The sequence below is a fragment of the Streptomyces rubradiris genome (genome assembly GCF_016860525.1).
Taxonomy (GTDB): Bacteria; Actinomycetota; Actinomycetes; order Streptomycetales; family Streptomycetaceae; genus Streptomyces; species Streptomyces rubradiris.
Window position 1 is genome coordinate 899,575 of the sequence record NZ_BNEA01000001.1, and the last position, 16,383, is coordinate 915,957.

Consider the following 16,383-nt stretch of genomic DNA (forward strand, 5'->3'; position numbering starts at 1 on the left):
GGTCGTGTGCGTTCGGCGGACGGAACAGGCGCCGCGCCCGTCTCACGGGTCGGTCCTCCGGGCGGCGGCACGCGGGCGGGCGGCGCGAAGGTGGGCGACGGTGACGACGGCGCTGACCGCGAGGGGCACCAGCAGTGCGGCGTTCATGGACTCCCAGCCGAGGGCGTCCAGCACCGGTCCCGCGGCCAGCGCGCCGACGGCGGACCCGCCGAGGGTGAAGATCTCACCGATGCCCTGGACCACGGAACGCTCTTGCGGCCGGTAGGAGTTGGCGACCAGCGCGGACCCGGAGACGTACATCAGGTTCCAGCCCACGCCGATCAGCCCCAGGGCGATCATGAAGGTCATGTGGGACAGGCCCGTCAGGGCGGTCACCGCGCCCAGTGCGCTGACGGCGGCTCCGATCAGCAGGGTCCGTCCCGCTCCGATGGACCGGGTGAGCGGTCCTGAGGCGAAGGCGGTGGCGTACATGCCGACCATGTGCCACTGGATGACCTGGGCGCCGTCGTGAACGGAGTGCCCGGCCCCGACCGCCGCGATGGGGGCCGCGGCCATCAGCGAGGTCATCGTGAAGTACCCGGCGCAGGAGCCCGCGACGCCGGCGAGGAACACCGGCTGCCGCATGATCTGCCCGAGGGCGCGCGGGGCCACGTCCTCCGCGGCGGCTCCGGGCCGTGGCCGGGCGGCGGCCGCTTCGGTGTCCCCGGCCGTCAGCATGGACAGCACCCCGATGGACACCAGCGCCAGCACGGTGACCAGGGCGTAGGAGCCCGTGAACTCCACGGGACCGAGGTCCTTGACCGCCGTGGCGAGGAACGGGCCGGCGACGGCCGCGATCACCCCGCCGGACAGGACGGTCGAGATGGCCTTGCCGCGTTCCTCGGGCGGGAACATGTCGGCGGCCGCGTAGCGGTAGTAACCCGCGAACGCCTGGTGGACACCGATGCAGGCGATGCCGAGGCAGAAGAGCACGAACTGCTCGGTGAGCAGCGCGGTGACCGAGATGATGCCGCCGGTGAGCGCGGCGCCGGAGCCGACCAGGAACCCGGCCTTGCGTCCGTGGCGGCTCATGAAGCGGGACGCGGGGTAGGTGGCGGCCCACGAGCCGACGCTGATGAGGGCGAACGGCAGGGTCGCGAGCGCGGGTACGGGAGCCAGTCTGAGGCCGGCCAGGCCGGTGAGCGTCAGGTCGATGCTGATGCCGAAGTAGTAGAGCGTCTGAGCCGACGTCAGCACCGTCATGGCGCGGCGCCGGTGCGGCGTGCCGGGCACAGGCTGCGGCGTACCTCCTTCGGTGTTTCCCTGCTCGACTTCCTGGGAGGGCTGTGTCATCGAATTCACCGGATCGGGTGCAGTGACGCAAGGGCTGGCGGTGATGCGAAAGCGAGAAGGGGCCGGAATTCGCAAGCCCGGCGTGTGGATGCGCCGCACCCCTTGAGCAGGGGCCCGTCCACGTCTCGTCCCGCGGAATCACGCAGGACCTGCGCCCCGCCGAAGGGCGTTGGGAGCGCTCCCGCAGTGATCGGTGTTGACCCGGAGCGTATGTTTCGGCAATCACTCTGTTCAATGGTTAATCGACACATTGACTTGAATGTGCCGCCGCATCCGCCGGCGAGGCAAAGGGCGCGTTCACATCACCGAGGGAGGATGGCACTTACCCGCCACGACGGACAGCGCGTCTCGTATCGTGAGCGCACCATGGGCTCTTTTGCGCCACATTCGGGCGTGCCCGCGGTCGATGGCCGTGCTTCCCGCCGACGCGCACAGCGCGGTCGGCGGCCGGAAGCGGGGAAGGTTCAGCGTCGGCTCACGCACGCACTCCGCCTTCTGAACGGCCGCGGTCGTACGCCCGTACCCCAGGGCGGACATGACCAGCTCCGCCGAAGGGAAACATCATATGAGCAGCGCCTCGTCCCAGCCCACCGCCGGTCCGGACCGTCGTACCGTCGTGGCGGCGGTCGGAGCCGCGGGGCTCGCCGCCGCGCTGACCGCCTGCGGCTCGGGCGACGACTCGGCCGACGCCGGGCCCGCCGACGCGGGGACCGCCGCCACGGGGGCCGCGCCGGACGGCGGTGGCACCGCGCTCGCCAGGACCGCCGACATCCCCGAGGGCGGCGGGAAGATCTTCAAGGACCGGGGTGTCGTGGTCACCCAGCCGACGGCCGGCACCTACAAGGCGTTCTCCGCCGAGTGCACCCACCAGGGCTGCGCGGTCGGCAGCGTGAAGGACGGCACGATCGTGTGCCCGTGTCACGGCAGCGAGTTCTCCGTGTCGGACGGCAGCGTGCGGAAGGGACCGGCGACGAAGGGACTGGCCCCGGCGCGGATCACCGTGTCCGGCGACGACATCAGGCTGGCCTGAGCCGGCCCGCTCAACGCCGTTCCCGCGGCCCGCCGAGGCAGCCCAGTATCTCGTCGGTGGTCGTGACCGTGGCGACCAGCGCCAGGGTGTGGCGGAGCACCGCGGCCGTGTAGTCGGCGGGCACACCCGCGATGGCGTCGGCCGGGACCACGGCGGTGTAGCCGAGGTTGACCGCGTCGAACACCGCGTTGGGAACGGCCACGTTGGCCGACACCCCCGTGACGATCAGCACCCGGCAGCCGAGGTTGCGCAGCAGGGCGTCGACCTCGGTGCCGTGCAGCGGGGACAGCCCGTGCAGCCGCCGTACGACGAAGTCCTCCTCGGTGACCTCGACCGGCGGCGCGACCCGGACCGCCGCGGTGCCGGCCAGTTGCCGCACGGGAAGCCGCTCGGCGGCCCGGAACAGCCGGGCGTTGCGGCCGGAGCCCCGGCCGTCGGGGCGGCGCTCGGCGATCGCGTGGATCACCTGCACACCGCTTCGGTGGGCGGCGGCGACCAGTCTCGCCACGTTGCGCAGGGCGCCCGAGGCGCGTGCCGCGCGGGCGAGTTCGGGCAGGGCGCCGTCCGGGCCGACGACCCCCTGCTGGCACTCCACGGTGAGCAGGACGGTGCCGGCGGGCTCAAGGAGTTCGCCGAGCTGCTCGTACGACGGCATGACGCGCCCCCTTGAAGACGACCCGTTGAAGACGACCGGTTCTTTTTTCTGACGTCATGTCAGAGGATCGGCCGGAGCACGATACGTCTCCGACAGCACAAGGGAGAAGAGAGGGGGCCGCATGTCCGACACCCGTCAGCGCCGGGGCCGCAGGATCATGATGTCGCCGGCCGAGCTGGACGAGTTCCTCGCCACCCAGCGCACCTGCCGGATCGCGACCGTCTCGGCAGACGGCACACCGCACGTCAGCGCGCTGTGGTTCGCCTGGGACGGCACCTCGCTGTGGCTGTACTCCGTGGTGCGCAGCCGGCGCTGGGCGCAGGTGCGCCGCGATCCCCGGGTGGCGGTCGTGGTCGACTCCGGTGAGGAGTACGGCGAGTTGCGCGGGGCGGAGCTGTCCGGCCGGGTGGAGTTCATGGGCGAGGTGCCGCGCCGGGGCGGGCTGTGCGCCGAACTCGACGCGGCCGAGGCGCTGTTCGCGCGCAAGTACTTCGGCCTGGAGGAGCTGCCGCACGACGGCCGGCACGCCTGGGTCCGGCTGGCCCCGGAGAAGATCGTGTCCTGGGACTTCCGGAAGCTCGGCGGGCTGTAGGGCTCAGCCGAGCCGTCGCGCCGCCGTCCGCAGGGCCTCCACCGCGGCGCGGATCGAGGGCCGGCGGTCGGCGTCCGCCCGCCAGATCACGTACACATGGCGGCGCACCCGCTGCTTGAGCGGCACGAGGACCACGCCGTCGGGCACCGGGTGCCGGCCCAGCAGCGGTGCGATGCACACGCCCAACCCGGCTGCCACCAGACCGAGCTGGGTGTGGCTCTCGCCGGCGCGGTGGCCGACGATCGGCTCGACGCCCTTGGACCGCAGGGTGAACATCAGCCACTCGTGGCAGAACTCGCCCTCGCCCCAGGTGATCCACTCGTCCTCGGCGAACTCGGCCAGGTCCACCTCGTCCCGGTCCGCGAGCCGGTGCCCGACGGGCATCGCGACTTCGGCGGGGTCGTCCAGCAGGGGCGCCTTGACCAGGCCGTCGGGGACGGGCATCGGCTTGTTGTACCAGTCCAGGACCACCGCCAGGTCGAGATCCCCGCGGACCACCCCGGCGATGCCCTGCTCCGGTTCCAGCTCGCTGGAGCGCACCCGCAGCCCCGGGTGCTCGGTGCGCAGCGCGCCCAGCGCGGCGGGGAACAGGCCCCGGGCCGCGGTCGGGAACGCCGACAGCCGCAGTTCGCCGACGACCTGGCCGCGGTGCGCCTCCAGGTCGGACTCGGCCAGCTCGACCTGGGACAGGATGCGCGCCGCGTGCTCCGACAGCAGCCGCCCGGCGTCGGTGAGCCGCACGCCCCGGCCGTTCTTGGCGAGGAGCCGCTGGCCGACCTCCCGCTCCAGCTTGCCCAGCTGCTGGGAGACCGCGGACGTGGTCACGTGCAGCGCGTCGGCGGCGGCGCTGACCGAGCCGTGCCGGGCCAGTGCGTCCAGGGTGCGCAGGCGCTCAAGGTTCAACATGTAAGTGATACTAAGAGGTACCAGGTGGAAAGTCTCGATTGTGCTACGAGGTTGTCTCCAGCATCGTTGTGGCCATGAGCACGATCAGCGCCCGCGCCCGCAGCCGTACCCCCTCCCCCGCCACCGCCCCCGGGCCCGGCTCCGCCAGGGGCCGCGCCCGCCTGGACTGGCGGCTGCGCTTCGGCCTCCTGTCCCTGATCTGGGGCTTCAGCTTCCTGCTGATCAAGGTGGGCACCGAGGGGTACGCGCCGTTCCAGGTCACCCTCGGGCGGCTGGTGTTCGGCACGGCGGTGCTGGTGGCCGCGATGGCCGTGAAGCGGGAGCGGCTGCCGCGCGGGGCCCGGCTGTGGGGGCACATGGCGGTCGCCGCGCTCCTGCTGAACGCCCTGCCGTTCTCCCTCTTCGCCTACGCCGAGCTGACGATCCCGTCCACCCTGGCCGGCATCTGCAACGCCACCTCCCCGCTGTGGGGCATGGCCCTGTCCCTGGTCGCGTTGTCCGAGGACCGGCCGAGCAAGGTGCGCGTGGCCGGGCTCGGGCTGGGCTTCCTGGGCGTGCTGACCGTGCTCGGCGTCTGGCAGGGCTTCCACGGGCTGGACGCCACGGGCACGGCGATGGCGCTGCTGGCCTCGCTGAGCTATCCGGTGGGCTGGATCTACGTCCGGCGGACGCTCGCCGGTACGGGCAACTCCCATCTGTCCATGACCGGTGGGCAGTTGCTGCTGGCCACGGTCCAGCTCGCGGTGGTGACGCCCCTGTTCGCCGGCGTGCCGGGGCATGTCGCGCTCGTTCCGCTGCTGGCCGTCGCCGCGCTGGGCGCGCTGGGCACGGGGCTGGCGGTGCTGCTGCAGTACGGGCTGGTGGCCGAGGTCGGTCCCACCACCGCCCAGATGGTCACGTACTTCATCCCGGTCATCGCCACGGCGGCGGGAGTGGCCGTCCTCGGGGAGTCGCTGCGGTGGACGACGCCGGTGGGGGCGGTGATCGTACTGGCGGGCGCGGCGCTGACCCAGGTGCGGGGAAAGGGCGCGTGACCGAGGCGGGGGGCGGGCCCCGCCGACCGCGCCCCCTCGGTCCGGACCTGCTCAGCCGCAGACTCGGCCCCGGCCCCCTCAGCCGTAGCCGCGCGCCCGCGCGCCTTGGTCCGCCCCCTCAGCCGCAGCCGCGCGCCCGCGCTCCTTGGTCCGCCCCCTCAGCCGTAGACGCGGGCCGGGGACGGGCGTACGGCAGCCGCCACCGCGTCGGCCAGCGCGGTGATGTCGGCGTCCGTGAGCGGGGAGACCGTGATGCGCACGCCCTGCGGGGAGGCCAGGCGGAAGCGGGCGCCCGGGGCCACCGCCCAGCCGCTCTGGAGCAGGCGGGCGAGGGCGCCCGTCTCGTCGGGGACCGGGACCCAGACGTTCATGCCGCTGCGGCCGTGGGCGATGACGCCGCGTTCCGCCAGCGCGCCGACCAGGGCGTCCCGCCGGGCGCCGTAGGACCGGGCCACCGCCGCCCGGTCCACCGCGCCGTGCGCCCACAGGTGGGCCACGGCGCGTTGTAGCAGCAGGCTCACCCAGCCGGGGCCGAGGCGCTGGCGCCCCCGGAGCCGGTCGACGGTGACCGGGTCCCCGGTGAGGACGGCGAGGCGCAGGTCGGGGCCGTAGGCCTTGGCGGCGGAACGGACGAAGGCCCAGTGGCGGGTGACGCCCGCGAGGGGGTGCAGCGGCAGGTCGACGATGCCGTGGCCGTGGTCGTCCTCGATGAGCAGGGTCCCCGGGTGCTCGCGCAGCACCGCGCGCAGGGCACGCGCGCGTGTGGCGGTGACCGAGGCGCCGGTCGGGTTCTGCGCCCGGTCGGTGACGATGAGCGCGCGGGCCCCGGACTCCAGGGCGCGGCGCAGGTCGTCCGGGCGCGGTCCGTCGTCGTCCACGCCGACCGGGGCCGTGTGCAGGCCGAGCGCGGGAACGAGGTCCAGGAGGCTGCCCCAGCCGGGGTCCTCGACGGCGACCGTGTCGCCGGGCCTGAGGTGGGCGGTGAGGACGCGTTCGATGGCGTCGAGGGAGCCGGAGGTCACGGTCAGCGGGCCCGCGGGGACGCCGTCGGCGTCGAGTTCGGCGCGGGCGAGCCGGGCGAGGTCCGGGTCCACGGGGTCGTCGCCGTAGCGGACGGGCCGCCGGTCGCCCTGCCCGGCCGCCGCGGCGAGGGCCGGGGCCAGGCGGGGCAGCAGGGCCGGGTCGGGGTTGCCCGTGGACAGGTCGCGGCCACCGGGGGGCACCTCGACGCGCAGTTCCTCCCGGCCGGTGGTGGCCGGCTTGGCGCGGACCCGGCTGCCCCGGCGGCCGGCCGTCTCGATCACCCCGCGTTCGCGCAGGATGCGGTAGGCGGCGGCGACCGTGTTCGGATTCACCCCCAGCCGGGCCGCCAACTCCCTGAGCGGGGGCAGGAGTTCTCCCGGCTCCAGCCCGCCCGATCCGACCGCCCGTTCGACGCTGGCCGCGATCTCGGCTGCGCCGCGCCCTTCGATCCGATACTCTCCTAGCACAAAGCACATTATGCACTAGTGCAATAGAGATCGCCATGGAGGGGACCATGCAGGGCACCACCGAGGAATCGCGGCCCGCCGCCTACGCGCCGACCGACCGCACCGTACCGACGCGTTCCGCGGAGCGGGCGTCGTACGACAGGGAGCTGGTGCACGCGATCCTGGACGAGGGGTACGTGTGCCACCTCGGCTTCGTCCGGGACGGCGCCCCCGTGGTGCTGCCGACGCTGTACGGCCGGGTCGGCGAGCGGCTCTACGTCCACGGCTCTACCGGCTCCCGGCCGCTGCGGATGACCGGCCAGGCCGACCCGGGCCTGCCGGTGTGCCTGACGGTCACCCACGTCGACGGGCTGGTGCTGGCCCGCTCCGCCTTCCACCACTCGATCAACTACCGCTCGGTCGTGGTGCACGGCATCGCGCACGAGGTCACCGACCCGGAGGAGCGGCGGCTGGCCCTGGACGCGCTGGTCGACCACGTCGTACCGGGCCGGGCCGCCGACTCCCGGCCCGCGAGCAAGAAGGAACTGGCCGCCACCGCGGTGATCCGCCTGGACCTGGAGGAGGTCTCGGCCAAGGTCCGCACTGGCGGCGCCAACGACGAGCCCGAGGACCTCGCCCTGCCGCACTGGGCCGGCGTCGTCCCGCTCCGCAAGGGCTACGAGGCCCCCGTTCCCAACGGCGACCTGACCCCCGGCATCGGGCTGCCGGACTATCTGGCGGCGCTGGGGCGGTGACGGCCCGCCCGGGGGCGGACGGCCCGCCGGGCAGACGGCCCGGGGCGGGCGGCCCCGGGTGGCCACCGGTCACACCACGGCCGGCTCCGGACAGGCGGCCGGAGTCGGCCGCCCACGGACGGACGACCGGGCAACCGGTCACACCACCGTTGGCTCCGGGCGGTCGGACGCGCGGGCCTCGCTCACGGCCAGGCCCGCCACGGCGCCGAGCATCAGCAGGGTGCCGGCCGCCGTGGCCGCCGTGAGCCGTTCGCCGAGCAGGAGCACGGCGAGTACGGCAGCGGTCACCGGCTCCAGCAGCATGATCACGGAGACGGTGGCGGACCGGACGACCGCGGCTCCCGCGAAGTAGAACGCGTAGGCGAGGGCCGTCGGCACGGCGGCGATGTAGAGCAGCAGGCACAACAGCCGGACCGGATGGGCGGTGTGCGGCAGCAGCCCCTCCTGGACGGTGAACGGCAGCAGGCACAGGCTGGTCACGGCGAAGGCGCCTTCCGTGGTGCCCGCGGTGTCGCCGCCCCCGTCCCTCCCCCACCAGCGGGTGAGCAGGGTCATGGCGCCGTAGCCCGCCGCCGAGACCACGGCGAGCAGCACCCCGGCCGGCCGGACGGTCGCGGCCGAGCCGCCCAGGGTGAGCACGGCCAGCCCGGCGAGCGCGCCCGCGACGGCCGCGGCACCGCCCACGCCCAGCCTCTCGCCGAGCAGCAGCCGGGCGCCGAGCGCTATCAGCACGGGACCCGCGCCGAGGGTCACGACGGTGGCCACGGCCAGCCCGGTCGACGCCACCGCCGCGAAGTACGCGGTCTGGAACACGGCGAGGGCGACTCCGGTGGCCAGGACCCTCGTGACCGCGCGGCGCGTCGGCCGGGCGGGGGCGGTGCGGCCGGCGCGCGGGCGCAGCAGGCGGCCGGCCAGCAGCAGGGCGAGCCCCAGCGCGCAGCGCCAGAAGGAGAGGGCGAAGGCGCCCAGGTCGCTGGTCCGGTAGACCAGCGAGCCGGCGGCGCCCGCGGTGCCCCAGGCGGCACCGGTGATGATCAGGTAGAGCAGGCCACGCCCGACGGGCAGGCCGGAGGAAGTGTTCGACAACAGAATCTCTCCGCAGAAGCGCGCATGACAGCGCGGAAGTCCGAAGGCGTCCCGGCTCGGCGGGACGCGCCTGCTTCATCTGCGGGCAGCACCGTCCAGCCCGGCGCGCGCACGCGTCGGGCGAGTGCCCGGAGGCCCGCCTCAGGCGGCCGGGGGCGGAAGGACGAGTGCGTTCTGCTGCATGATCGGGACTCTAGGCCGCGGTGCCCCGCGCCGACAACTCCGTTTCCGCGCCACCGGCGGCGACCGGCTCGGGAGTGTCCTTGCCGGGCCCTGCGGACTGGGCGATGAAGGCGCCGACCAGGACGACCGCGCCACCCGCGACCTGCGGCGCGGAGAGGTGCTCGCCGAGCAGCACCCAGGCCAGCACGGTCGCGATGACCGCCTCCAGGCAGGCGACGACCCCGGCGACCTGCGGCGACAGCCGGCGCACGGACAGCACCCCGGTGACGTAGGCGATCACCGTGGCGACGAGCACGATCCAGGCGAGCAGGACGGCGGCCGGTACGGCGGTGCCGTTCAGGTCGGCGGAGCCGCCCAGCACCGACCAGTCCATGCTCCAGGGCCGGGCCACCGCCGTCAGCACGGCGGCGCCGACGAGCAACCCGTAGGCGATGACCCCGAGCGGGTCCGGTGCCGTCCCGCCCGCGTCGCTGCCCTGGTCGGCGAGGATGAAGTAGCCGACCTGGCAGCAGGCGGCGCCGAGGGCGAGCACCAGGCCGAGCGCGTCGAAGCTCAGCCCGGACCAGACCTCCACCACGCAGGCGAGGCCGCCGGCCGCGAGGACCACGCCGAGCGCGGCGGCGCGGGTGACGGGCCGCCGCTGCACGAACCGCACCCAGCCCAGCACCAGGGCGGGCGCCAGGTACTCGATGAGCAGCGCGACGCCGACCGGGATACGGGAGAGCGCGGCGAAGTAGCAGGCCTGGACTCCGGCGACGGCGAGCAGCCCGAACCCGGCGAGCAGCGCGGGCCGGCGGCGCGGCAGGGCGCGGTGCCGCACGGCGACCGGCAGCATCACCAGGGCGGCGCCCGCCACCCGCAGCCACACCACGTGCAGCGGGTCGAGGCCCGCCTCGATCAGCGGCTTCGCGGCCACGCCGGACCCGCCGAAGGCCAGCGCGGAGGCGAGTGCGAGGCCGAGCCCGGCTCCCCTGCCGGGACTGTCCTGACTGCTCACAGACGTATGCACCGGCACATGATGACAGGCGCCGACAGGAGCGTCATCCCGGTTGACACCTGTCTCAGCGGGTGGACGGTCCGGGGGCAGCCGGTGGGCGGTCCGGGAGGGCCGGCCGGTGGGTGGTCCGGGGGGGCAGCCGGTGGGTGGTCCGGGGGGGGCAGCCGGTGGGTGGTCCGGGGGGCGGTCCGGGGGGCGGCCGGTGGGTGCTCCGGGGCTTCAGCCGGTGGACGGTCCGGGGGCTCAATCGGTGGATGGTCCGGGGCTTCAGCCGCTGGACGGTTCCGACGGTTCGCCGTCCGCCCGCCCGTCGTCGGCGCGGGTCCCGGCCCCGGCCTCGATCCGTGCGATCAGGTCGTGAGCCGCGATGCCGGCGCGTTCGAGCACCTCCACGGCCCGGGACGCCGGGTCGGCGGCGAGCGCCGCGAGCAGATCGGTACCGGCGACGCGGTGGGCGTTGCGGCGCCGGGCGCGGACGCGGGCGTCGACGAGCGCGGCGGCAGCGGCGGGCGACCAGCGGCCGGCGTCCCGGCCCGTGATGTCGACGTACCGGCCCACGCCGCAGGTGTCCCGGCCGGTGGCGTCGGTGTCCCGGCCCCTGCCGTCGGCGTTCCCGCCCGTGGCATCGGCGGGCGGCTGCCCGGAACGACCGGCCGGAGCGGCTACGACGGGGAGCGCGCCGGAGTCCTCGACATCGGCCCGCCAGCGCAGACCGTAGCCGATGCTGCGCTGCACGAGATAGCCGAGGAGCCGGGCGAGCCGCCGCGGTTCACCCACGGCGGCACGGACCTCGGGGTCGTGTTCCAGCAGGGTGTGGAGCAGATGGGCGGTATCGGTCTGCCGGTCCCCGTCCCGGACGGCCCTCCTTCGGGCACCGGCGACCACCGCCGCCAGCTCCGCGTCGAGCCCGGCAGCGCCGTCCTGGTGCGGAACCGCTTGGTCGGGGGCGGTCCGGTCGGCTGTACGGGGTTGCACATCCCCTACCTCATCAGCCCCAACGGGACGGGACATCCGCGACAGGAACCATTTTCGCGTCCCACGCGGAGTGGACATCACCGGCCTGGATCTCATCCTCACGGAGGAGATCCGGCCGATGTGGGGCGACTCCGCGCGCGCCGCCTTGCCGTCCGGGTGGCGCGCCCGGGGCGTGCCTGACGGTTCGTCAGTATTGAATGTTCGCGCTTCTGCGACTACGTTCCGCGACACCGTAGCCCGGTACGCCCGATCCGAAGGGGTGGTCGCATGGCCGAAGTCAGCGCGGAGGCACGCATCCAGGCGCCGGCCGGGAAGGTGTGGGCCCGGCTCACCGACTGGCCGTCGTACGGGGCGTGGAACGCGACCCACACCGGCTTCCCGCAGGGCGGCCCCGCGGACCTGGCCGTGGGCGGGACGTTCCGGGAGAACATGAAGCTGATGGGTTTTCCGGCGGAGGTCGACTGGACCATCGAGGAACTGGAGCCGGCCCGGGTCCTCGCCATCCGTGGCAAGGGCCCGATGGCGGTGACCGTCGCCACCCGCTACACGCTGACCCCGGACGGGGACGCCACGACGGTCCGGATCGACGGCGAGTTCACCGGCGCCGCCGTGACCCTGATGGCGGCCAGGCTCAAGGACTCGGCGACGACCGCACTGACCGAGTCCCTGCGCAGGCTGGGCGACCTGGTGAGCTGAGCGAGAACCCCGCCCGGCCGGGACCACCAGCCGAACCGCACGAACCAGCCGGCACCGACCGCCGTACGAACCAGCCGGTACCGACCGCCGTACGAACCGGCTGCGTCCGGTCGGCACACGCCCACCCCTGGCCGGTCGTCGTACGCTCCTCAGTGCTCGTCGGCGAGGATCAGATACAGCTTCTTGCGGGCGTCGTTGATGACAGTCAGCGCCTTCTCCCGCTGCTCCTTGCTGCCGGTCTTCCAGACCTGACCGAAGGCCTCCATCAGACCGAAGCCGGCCTGACGGATCTCACCGAGGGCTTCCCAGTCGACCCCGCGCGAGGCCTCCTCCCAGGGGGCGTCGGGACCCTCCTCGGCGGCGGCGCGTCCGCTCTCGGTGAGCGCGAACAGCTTTTTCCCGCCCTCGCTCTGGCTGGCGATCAGCCCCTCGTCCTCCAGCAGTTGGAGGGTGGGGTAGACCGAGCCGGGGCTGGGCTTCCAGGCGCCGCCGCTGCGTTCGGCGATCTCCTGGATCATCTCGTAGCCGTGCATGGGCCGCTCCTTGAGCAGGGCCAGGAGCGAGGCGCGCACATCACCGCGCCGCGCCCGCCCCCGCGGACCGCCACGCCCCCGCGGCCCCCAGGGACCGGCCCCGAACCCGGGCCCACCCGGCCCGAACGGTCCCCCCGGTCCCCCCGGCCCGAACGGCCCGAAGGCACCCCGCCGCCCCTCGAAACCGCCGACGCCCCACCGTCCGGCCCCCTCATGCCGGTGCCCACGCTCGAATCCATGACCACGCATCGCGATCACTCCATCCCATCGCTGATCAGTCGCGTACACGTCGCGAGCATTCGCGACACTTCAACGATATATCGGAACAGCGAATACGCCAACACCCATGCGGCACCTCACCCAGTGACCTGTGACCTGTGACCTGTGACCTCTGGAAGCGAACCTTGCCCGATTGCCACCGAAGGCCGGTTGGCGACGGTTTGGGACGCCGTTTTGCCGGAGCGGCAACGCGAGTGGCGTGACCGGGCCGCGATGGGTGACGTTGGGCCCGTGACCGACAACACCACAGCGGGATCGCCCGCGTCTGACACTTCCCTGCCTGGCGACGGATACGTCGGAGACCCCGCGGTGCGGGCGGAGTGGGACAACCGATACGCCGACCGACAACAGTTGTGGAGCGGCCGGCCCAACGGTGCGCTCGTGGCCGAGGTCGCCGGGCTCACGCCCGGGCGGGTGCTCGACGTCGGCTGCGGCGAGGGCGCGGACGCCGTCTGGCTCGCGCGCGGCGGCTGGGACGTGACCGCGCTCGATGTCTCGGGTGTGGCACTGGAGCGGGCGGCCGGGCACGCGCGGGACGCAGGCGTCACCGTTCGCTGGGTACACGCCGCGCTGACGGAGGCGGCGCTCCCGCCGGCCTCCTTCGACTTGGTCTCCGCGCAGTATCCAGCCCTGCTGCGCACCCCCGAGGCCGCAGCCGAGCGAGCGCTGCTCGCGGCCGTCGCGCCCGGCGGCGTGCTGCTGCTCGTACACCACGCGGGGATGGACACTCAGCAGGCGCACGACAGCGGCTTCGACCCGGCTGACTACGTCTGGCCCTCGATGGTCGCCGCCCTGCTCACCGACGACTGGGAGGTGGAGGTGAACGAGCAGCGACCACGCGTGGCACCCGACGGTGGCGCCGGCGCCCACCATACTGACGACCTGGTGCTGCGTGCCCGACGGCTGCGCTGAGTCCCTCTGCCGACAGCAGGCCCGGCGAGTCCGCCTCGGCGCCCTGCCCCGCTCCGAAGCCACCGGCGATCACGGCGGTACGCAGCACATGACCTGGGCGGTCAATCTTCGTCGACACGAACGGGGCAGTGGTTGACCTTCGATGGCCAACGGTCAAGGTTCCCTGCCACACGTCACCCCGGAGTTCCTGTGACCACGAATCCCGTTCGGTCGTCCTTGAACTCTGACCACCGGTACGAGGAGGCCGAGCCGGTTCACCGGTTCCGCCGGGCGGCCGCCTGGCCGTCATCACCGGACGGGACACCGACACCTTCCCGACCATCCTGGGGGCCCAAGCGCTGCGCGGAATGCGGCGCGGCCGTGCCACCTCCCGGCATCCTCGGTCGGCAGGCCCTGAGCCGTTCCCAGGCCTGCCGCCAGATCCCATGCCTGCCGCCAGAAGGCTTGGCGCGGGGACGATGGACCCCATGGACACGACACCATCGGGTCAGGAACTGGTCGAAGCAGGTTGGCAGAAGGTCCGCGACGATGGGCGCGTGCGTCCGGAGTTGCTCGAAGCCGCCTATGCCGAACCCCGCCTACGCCGGCTGTTCCCGTGGACCGGAATGGGAGAGTTGCACTTCAGCCGCTGCACAGAGCCGCCATGGACATGGGACATTCCTTACGTCCAGCCCGCGGTAGACGACGGCTACTGGGTCTCCGGCCCGCTGCGCAGCGAGACCGTCGGGCCGGCCGCGACCCCGCAGGAGGCCATCGCGATGGTGATCGAGCGCCTCCCTCCGAACGCTGGACCCGCTTTCGCCGGGACCCCCGCGGAACTCGCAGCCCACGAAGCCACGGCCTCGACCACGGCCGCCGGGTCCCGGAACGCCGGCCACTCCGCGAACTGATCCGGTCCAATCCCCACTCACCAAGCGCCCTGTGTCAGTAATCGGTGATCGATTGCCACGTCTCAGATCATCCGGTCCGAGACGGTCGCCGACTTCTGATCGGCAACTTCCTTGGGCCGGTAGGTTCCTGCGCATGAGCGTTGAGACCGAGGTCGTTCACGAGGCGACCGATGAAGTGGTGGAGGCGTTCGCTCGTCTCCTTCCGCAGCTGTCGTCCAAGGCCAAACCCCTGGACCATGAAGCAGTGGGGAGATTGACGGGTGCCAGCACCAACACGTTGCTGGTGGCCCGTGTCGAGGGCGTGATCGTCGGGACGTTGACGCTGGTGATGTCACCCTTGCCGACCGGCCTGCGGGCTCACGTCGAGGACGTAGTGGTCGATGCCGCCGCCCGTGGCCACGGGGTCGGCAAGGTCCTGATCGACAAGGCCCTCGGACTGGCCGCGGCCGCAGGGGCTCGAACCGTCGACCTCACCTCCCGCCCTTCGCGAGAGGCCGCGAACCGCTTGTATGAGCGGACTGGTTTTCGACGGAGAGAGTCCACTGTCTACCGAGTCACCCTGGACTGAGCACGGTTGCGGCCTCTGGCCGGACGGGGGCCGGGCCACGGACTGCCGCCAGGTCCTCGCGCTGTACCCGCAGGCCGGCCGGCACCGGCGGTTCACTGCGCATCGTCCTCGCCGGCGGCCCGGGCCGGTACGTCCCCGGCGGTTCCGCATGGGCTCGAAGGGACGTGGGATACGGACGGGGCGACTCCCTGAACCCGCACGAACCGGCGTACGGGCCCTGCTCGACGCGGCGTCGGCCCGAGACCTGCGGCCGGACCGGCGGCGGGCGGTGCAGGTCGGCGGCCGGCCGCTGCCGGAGGCGGTGACGGCCAGGGCGGCCGAGGACGCCGGCCCCTCGGACTCGTAGGCCCTACGACGACGGACTGACCCGCACCGGCCCGAGGCGGCCCTGACCGGTGACCGCCTGGCCAGGCGCCGGGACCGCCCCGAATGCGCGGGTACGTCGCCCGGTCGGACCCTTCATCGAGTCCGGTGCCGCACCAGCGCCGACCGCCGTCGTGGGTCTTCCCAGCGGCCGGCCAAGCCTCTTCCCGGCCGGCTCCGCACCGCACCGCACCGCACCGGACGCACACACCGGCACGCCGCGGACCGGACAACCAGTCCGGCCGTCACGAATTGGCCTTGGTCCCAGTCCCGTCGCAGCCGCTAGCGTCGGCGTCATGCGCATTCGAATCGTGGACGCTTTCACCGACCGCCCGTTCACCGGCAACCCGGCCGGAGTCCTGCTCCTGGACGATGTCTTCCCGGACGACGACTGGCTCCAGAACGTCGCCATGGAGGTGAACCACGCGGAGACGGCGTTCGCCCACCCACTGCCCGAAGGCGGTGACGCCGACTGGGCGTTGCGCTGGTTCACCCCCGTCACCGAGGTCGCCATGTGCGGGCACGCCACCCTCGCGATGGCTCACGTCCTGCACACCACCGGCGCCCACGAAGGTCCGGTGCGGTTCGCCACCCGCAGTGGCGTGCTGATCGCCACCCCCGGCGCGGACGGCTCGCTCACCCTGGACTTCCCGACCGCCCCGCTCACCCAAGCCGAAGTGCCGGCCGGGGTCGCCGAGGCGCTCGGCGCGCAGCCGCTCGCCGCCTTCGACACCGGGCCCGACGTCGGCGACCTGCTGGTGGAACTGGCCGACGAGAAGACCGTCCTCGGGCTCTCCCCCGACCACAAGGCCCTCGGCGCCTACTCCGCGCGCGGCCTGATCGCCACGGCCCGCGCCGAGGATGCCGCCCGCGGCTACGACTACGTCTCCCGCTGCTTCTTCCCCAACGTCGGCATCGACGAGGACCCGGTGACCGGCAGCGCCCACACCGCGCTCGCCCCGTACTGGTCGCCCCGGCTCGGCAGTGACGACCTCACCGGGCTCCAGGCCTCCCGCCGTACCGGACTGGTCCGTACCGGACTGCGCGGTGCGCGGACGTTGCTCACCGGCCGCGCGGTGACGGTCATCGAGGGCGACCTGCGCGCCTGAGCGGCTTCGCCGGCGGCCC

17 protein-coding genes are annotated in these 16,383 nt (G+C 73.4%); 9 read left to right on the plus strand and 8 right to left on the minus strand.

Features of this window, described 5'->3' with window-relative positions:
• Window positions 1-42: 42 nt before the first annotated feature.
• On the minus strand, window positions 43-1,272 hold the full coding sequence (locus tag Srubr_RS04235; protein ID WP_203854914.1) for an MFS transporter: 1,230 nt from the start codon (window positions 1,270-1,272) through the stop codon (window positions 43-45).
• Between the two features lie 625 nt (window positions 1,273-1,897).
• Between Srubr_RS04235 and Srubr_RS04240 the strand changes: the two genes are divergently transcribed.
• Window positions 1,898-2,362 (plus strand): Rieske (2Fe-2S) protein, encoded by a 465-nt coding sequence (locus Srubr_RS04240; RefSeq protein WP_189998607.1) that lies wholly within the window; start codon window positions 1,898-1,900, stop codon window positions 2,360-2,362.
• A gap of 10 nt (window positions 2,363-2,372) precedes the next feature.
• On the opposite strand, the gene Srubr_RS04245 is transcribed toward Srubr_RS04240, so the two are convergent.
• Complete coding sequence (locus Srubr_RS04245) at window positions 2,373-3,017, minus strand: cysteine hydrolase family protein (protein WP_189998609.1); 645 nt, start codon at window positions 3,015-3,017, stop codon at window positions 2,373-2,375.
• A gap of 121 nt (window positions 3,018-3,138) precedes the next feature.
• Here Srubr_RS04245 and Srubr_RS04250 point away from each other — a divergent pair, with 121 nt between their 5' ends.
• On the plus strand, window positions 3,139-3,609 hold the full coding sequence (locus Srubr_RS04250; RefSeq protein WP_189998610.1) for a pyridoxamine 5'-phosphate oxidase family protein: 471 nt from the start codon (window positions 3,139-3,141) through the stop codon (window positions 3,607-3,609).
• Between the two features lie 3 nt (window positions 3,610-3,612).
• Here the strand turns inward: Srubr_RS04250 and Srubr_RS04255 are convergent, their stop codons facing one another.
• Window positions 3,613-4,515, minus strand: a complete 903-nt coding sequence (locus Srubr_RS04255; RefSeq protein ID WP_189998612.1) for a LysR family transcriptional regulator — start codon at window positions 4,513-4,515, stop codon at window positions 3,613-3,615.
• Between the two features lie 74 nt (window positions 4,516-4,589).
• Between Srubr_RS04255 and Srubr_RS04260 the strand changes: the two genes are divergently transcribed.
• Window positions 4,590-5,549 carry a DMT family transporter gene (locus tag Srubr_RS04260; RefSeq protein WP_373313625.1) on the plus strand — a complete coding sequence of 320 codons (960 nt, stop codon included), beginning with the start codon at window positions 4,590-4,592 and terminating at the stop codon, window positions 5,547-5,549.
• 158 nt (window positions 5,550-5,707) lie between these two features.
• On the opposite strand, the gene Srubr_RS04265 is transcribed toward Srubr_RS04260, so the two are convergent.
• Entirely contained in the window at window positions 5,708-7,039 is a 1,332-nt protein-coding gene (locus tag Srubr_RS04265; protein ID WP_189998616.1) for an aminotransferase class I/II-fold pyridoxal phosphate-dependent enzyme, read from the minus strand.
• A gap of 47 nt (window positions 7,040-7,086) precedes the next feature.
• Between Srubr_RS04265 and Srubr_RS04270 the strand changes: the two genes are divergently transcribed.
• Window positions 7,087-7,773, plus strand: coding sequence for a pyridoxamine 5'-phosphate oxidase family protein (locus Srubr_RS04270; RefSeq protein ID WP_189998619.1), 687 nt, complete (start codon window positions 7,087-7,089; stop codon window positions 7,771-7,773).
• Window positions 7,774-7,911: 138 nt separating this feature from the next.
• On the opposite strand, the gene Srubr_RS04275 is transcribed toward Srubr_RS04270, so the two are convergent.
• The 3 genes from Srubr_RS04275 to Srubr_RS04285 all read right to left on the minus strand — a co-directional run bounded on the left by Srubr_RS04275 (window position 7,912) and on the right by Srubr_RS04285 (window position 11,014).
• Complete coding sequence (locus Srubr_RS04275) at window positions 7,912-8,859, minus strand: DMT family transporter (RefSeq protein ID WP_189998621.1); 948 nt, start codon at window positions 8,857-8,859, stop codon at window positions 7,912-7,914.
• Window positions 8,860-9,052: 193 nt separating this feature from the next.
• A complete protein-coding gene (locus tag Srubr_RS04280) occupies window positions 9,053-10,057 on the minus strand; it encodes an EamA family transporter (protein ID WP_189998623.1) in 1,005 nt (334 codons plus the stop codon).
• 249 nt (window positions 10,058-10,306) lie between these two features.
• Complete coding sequence (locus tag Srubr_RS04285) at window positions 10,307-11,014, minus strand: Clp protease N-terminal domain-containing protein (RefSeq protein WP_229926939.1); 708 nt, start codon at window positions 11,012-11,014, stop codon at window positions 10,307-10,309.
• Between the two features lie 267 nt (window positions 11,015-11,281).
• Here Srubr_RS04285 and Srubr_RS04290 point away from each other — a divergent pair, with 267 nt between their 5' ends.
• A complete protein-coding gene (locus tag Srubr_RS04290) occupies window positions 11,282-11,710 on the plus strand; it encodes a type II toxin-antitoxin system Rv0910 family toxin (RefSeq protein WP_189998625.1) in 429 nt (142 codons plus the stop codon).
• A 149-nt stretch (window positions 11,711-11,859) separates the two neighbouring features.
• On the opposite strand, the gene Srubr_RS04295 is transcribed toward Srubr_RS04290, so the two are convergent.
• Window positions 11,860-12,492, minus strand: a complete 633-nt coding sequence (locus tag Srubr_RS04295; RefSeq protein WP_189998627.1) for a PadR family transcriptional regulator — start codon at window positions 12,490-12,492, stop codon at window positions 11,860-11,862.
• Between the two features lie 261 nt (window positions 12,493-12,753).
• On the opposite strand from Srubr_RS04295, the gene Srubr_RS04300 reads away from it, so the two are divergent.
• From Srubr_RS04300 to Srubr_RS04315, 4 genes are all read left to right on the plus strand, one after another.
• Window positions 12,754-13,434 carry a class I SAM-dependent methyltransferase gene (locus Srubr_RS04300; RefSeq protein WP_189998629.1) on the plus strand — a complete coding sequence of 227 codons (681 nt, stop codon included), beginning with the start codon at window positions 12,754-12,756 and terminating at the stop codon, window positions 13,432-13,434.
• A 467-nt stretch (window positions 13,435-13,901) separates the two neighbouring features.
• Window positions 13,902-14,324 carry a DUF6193 family natural product biosynthesis protein gene (locus Srubr_RS04305; RefSeq protein ID WP_229926940.1) on the plus strand — a complete coding sequence of 141 codons (423 nt, stop codon included), beginning with the start codon at window positions 13,902-13,904 and terminating at the stop codon, window positions 14,322-14,324.
• 133 nt (window positions 14,325-14,457) lie between these two features.
• A complete protein-coding gene (locus tag Srubr_RS04310) occupies window positions 14,458-14,892 on the plus strand; it encodes a GNAT family N-acetyltransferase (protein WP_189998631.1) in 435 nt (144 codons plus the stop codon).
• Window positions 14,893-15,551: 659 nt separating this feature from the next.
• Complete coding sequence (locus Srubr_RS04315) at window positions 15,552-16,364, plus strand: PhzF family phenazine biosynthesis protein (protein ID WP_189998633.1); 813 nt, start codon at window positions 15,552-15,554, stop codon at window positions 16,362-16,364.
• Window positions 16,365-16,383 lie beyond the last annotated feature (19 nt).

What these genes read in the sequence shown, in the direction of transcription:
- Srubr_RS04240 (WP_189998607.1), top strand. Translation starts at nt 1,898, where the DNA reads ATGAGCAGCGCCTCGTCCCAGCCCACCGCCGGTCCGGACCGTCGTACC.
- Srubr_RS04245 (WP_189998609.1), bottom strand. Translation starts at nt 3,017, where the DNA reads ATGCCGTCGTACGAGCAGCTCGGCGAACTCCTTGAGCCCGCCGGCACC.
- Srubr_RS04250 (WP_189998610.1), top strand. Translation starts at nt 3,139, where the DNA reads ATGTCCGACACCCGTCAGCGCCGGGGCCGCAGGATCATGATGTCGCCG.
- Srubr_RS04255 (WP_189998612.1), bottom strand. Translation starts at nt 4,515, where the DNA reads ATGTTGAACCTTGAGCGCCTGCGCACCCTGGACGCACTGGCCCGGCAC.
- Srubr_RS04260 (WP_373313625.1), top strand. Translation starts at nt 4,590, where the DNA reads ATGAGCACGATCAGCGCCCGCGCCCGCAGCCGTACCCCCTCCCCCGCC.
- Srubr_RS04270 (WP_189998619.1), top strand. Translation starts at nt 7,087, where the DNA reads ATGCAGGGCACCACCGAGGAATCGCGGCCCGCCGCCTACGCGCCGACC.
- Srubr_RS04290 (WP_189998625.1), top strand. Translation starts at nt 11,282, where the DNA reads ATGGCCGAAGTCAGCGCGGAGGCACGCATCCAGGCGCCGGCCGGGAAG.
- Srubr_RS04295 (WP_189998627.1), bottom strand. Translation starts at nt 12,492, where the DNA reads ATGCGTGGTCATGGATTCGAGCGTGGGCACCGGCATGAGGGGGCCGGA.
- Srubr_RS04305 (WP_229926940.1), top strand. Translation starts at nt 13,902, where the DNA reads ATGGACACGACACCATCGGGTCAGGAACTGGTCGAAGCAGGTTGGCAG.
- Srubr_RS04310 (WP_189998631.1), top strand. Translation starts at nt 14,458, where the DNA reads ATGAGCGTTGAGACCGAGGTCGTTCACGAGGCGACCGATGAAGTGGTG.
- Srubr_RS04315 (WP_189998633.1), top strand. Translation starts at nt 15,552, where the DNA reads ATGCGCATTCGAATCGTGGACGCTTTCACCGACCGCCCGTTCACCGGC.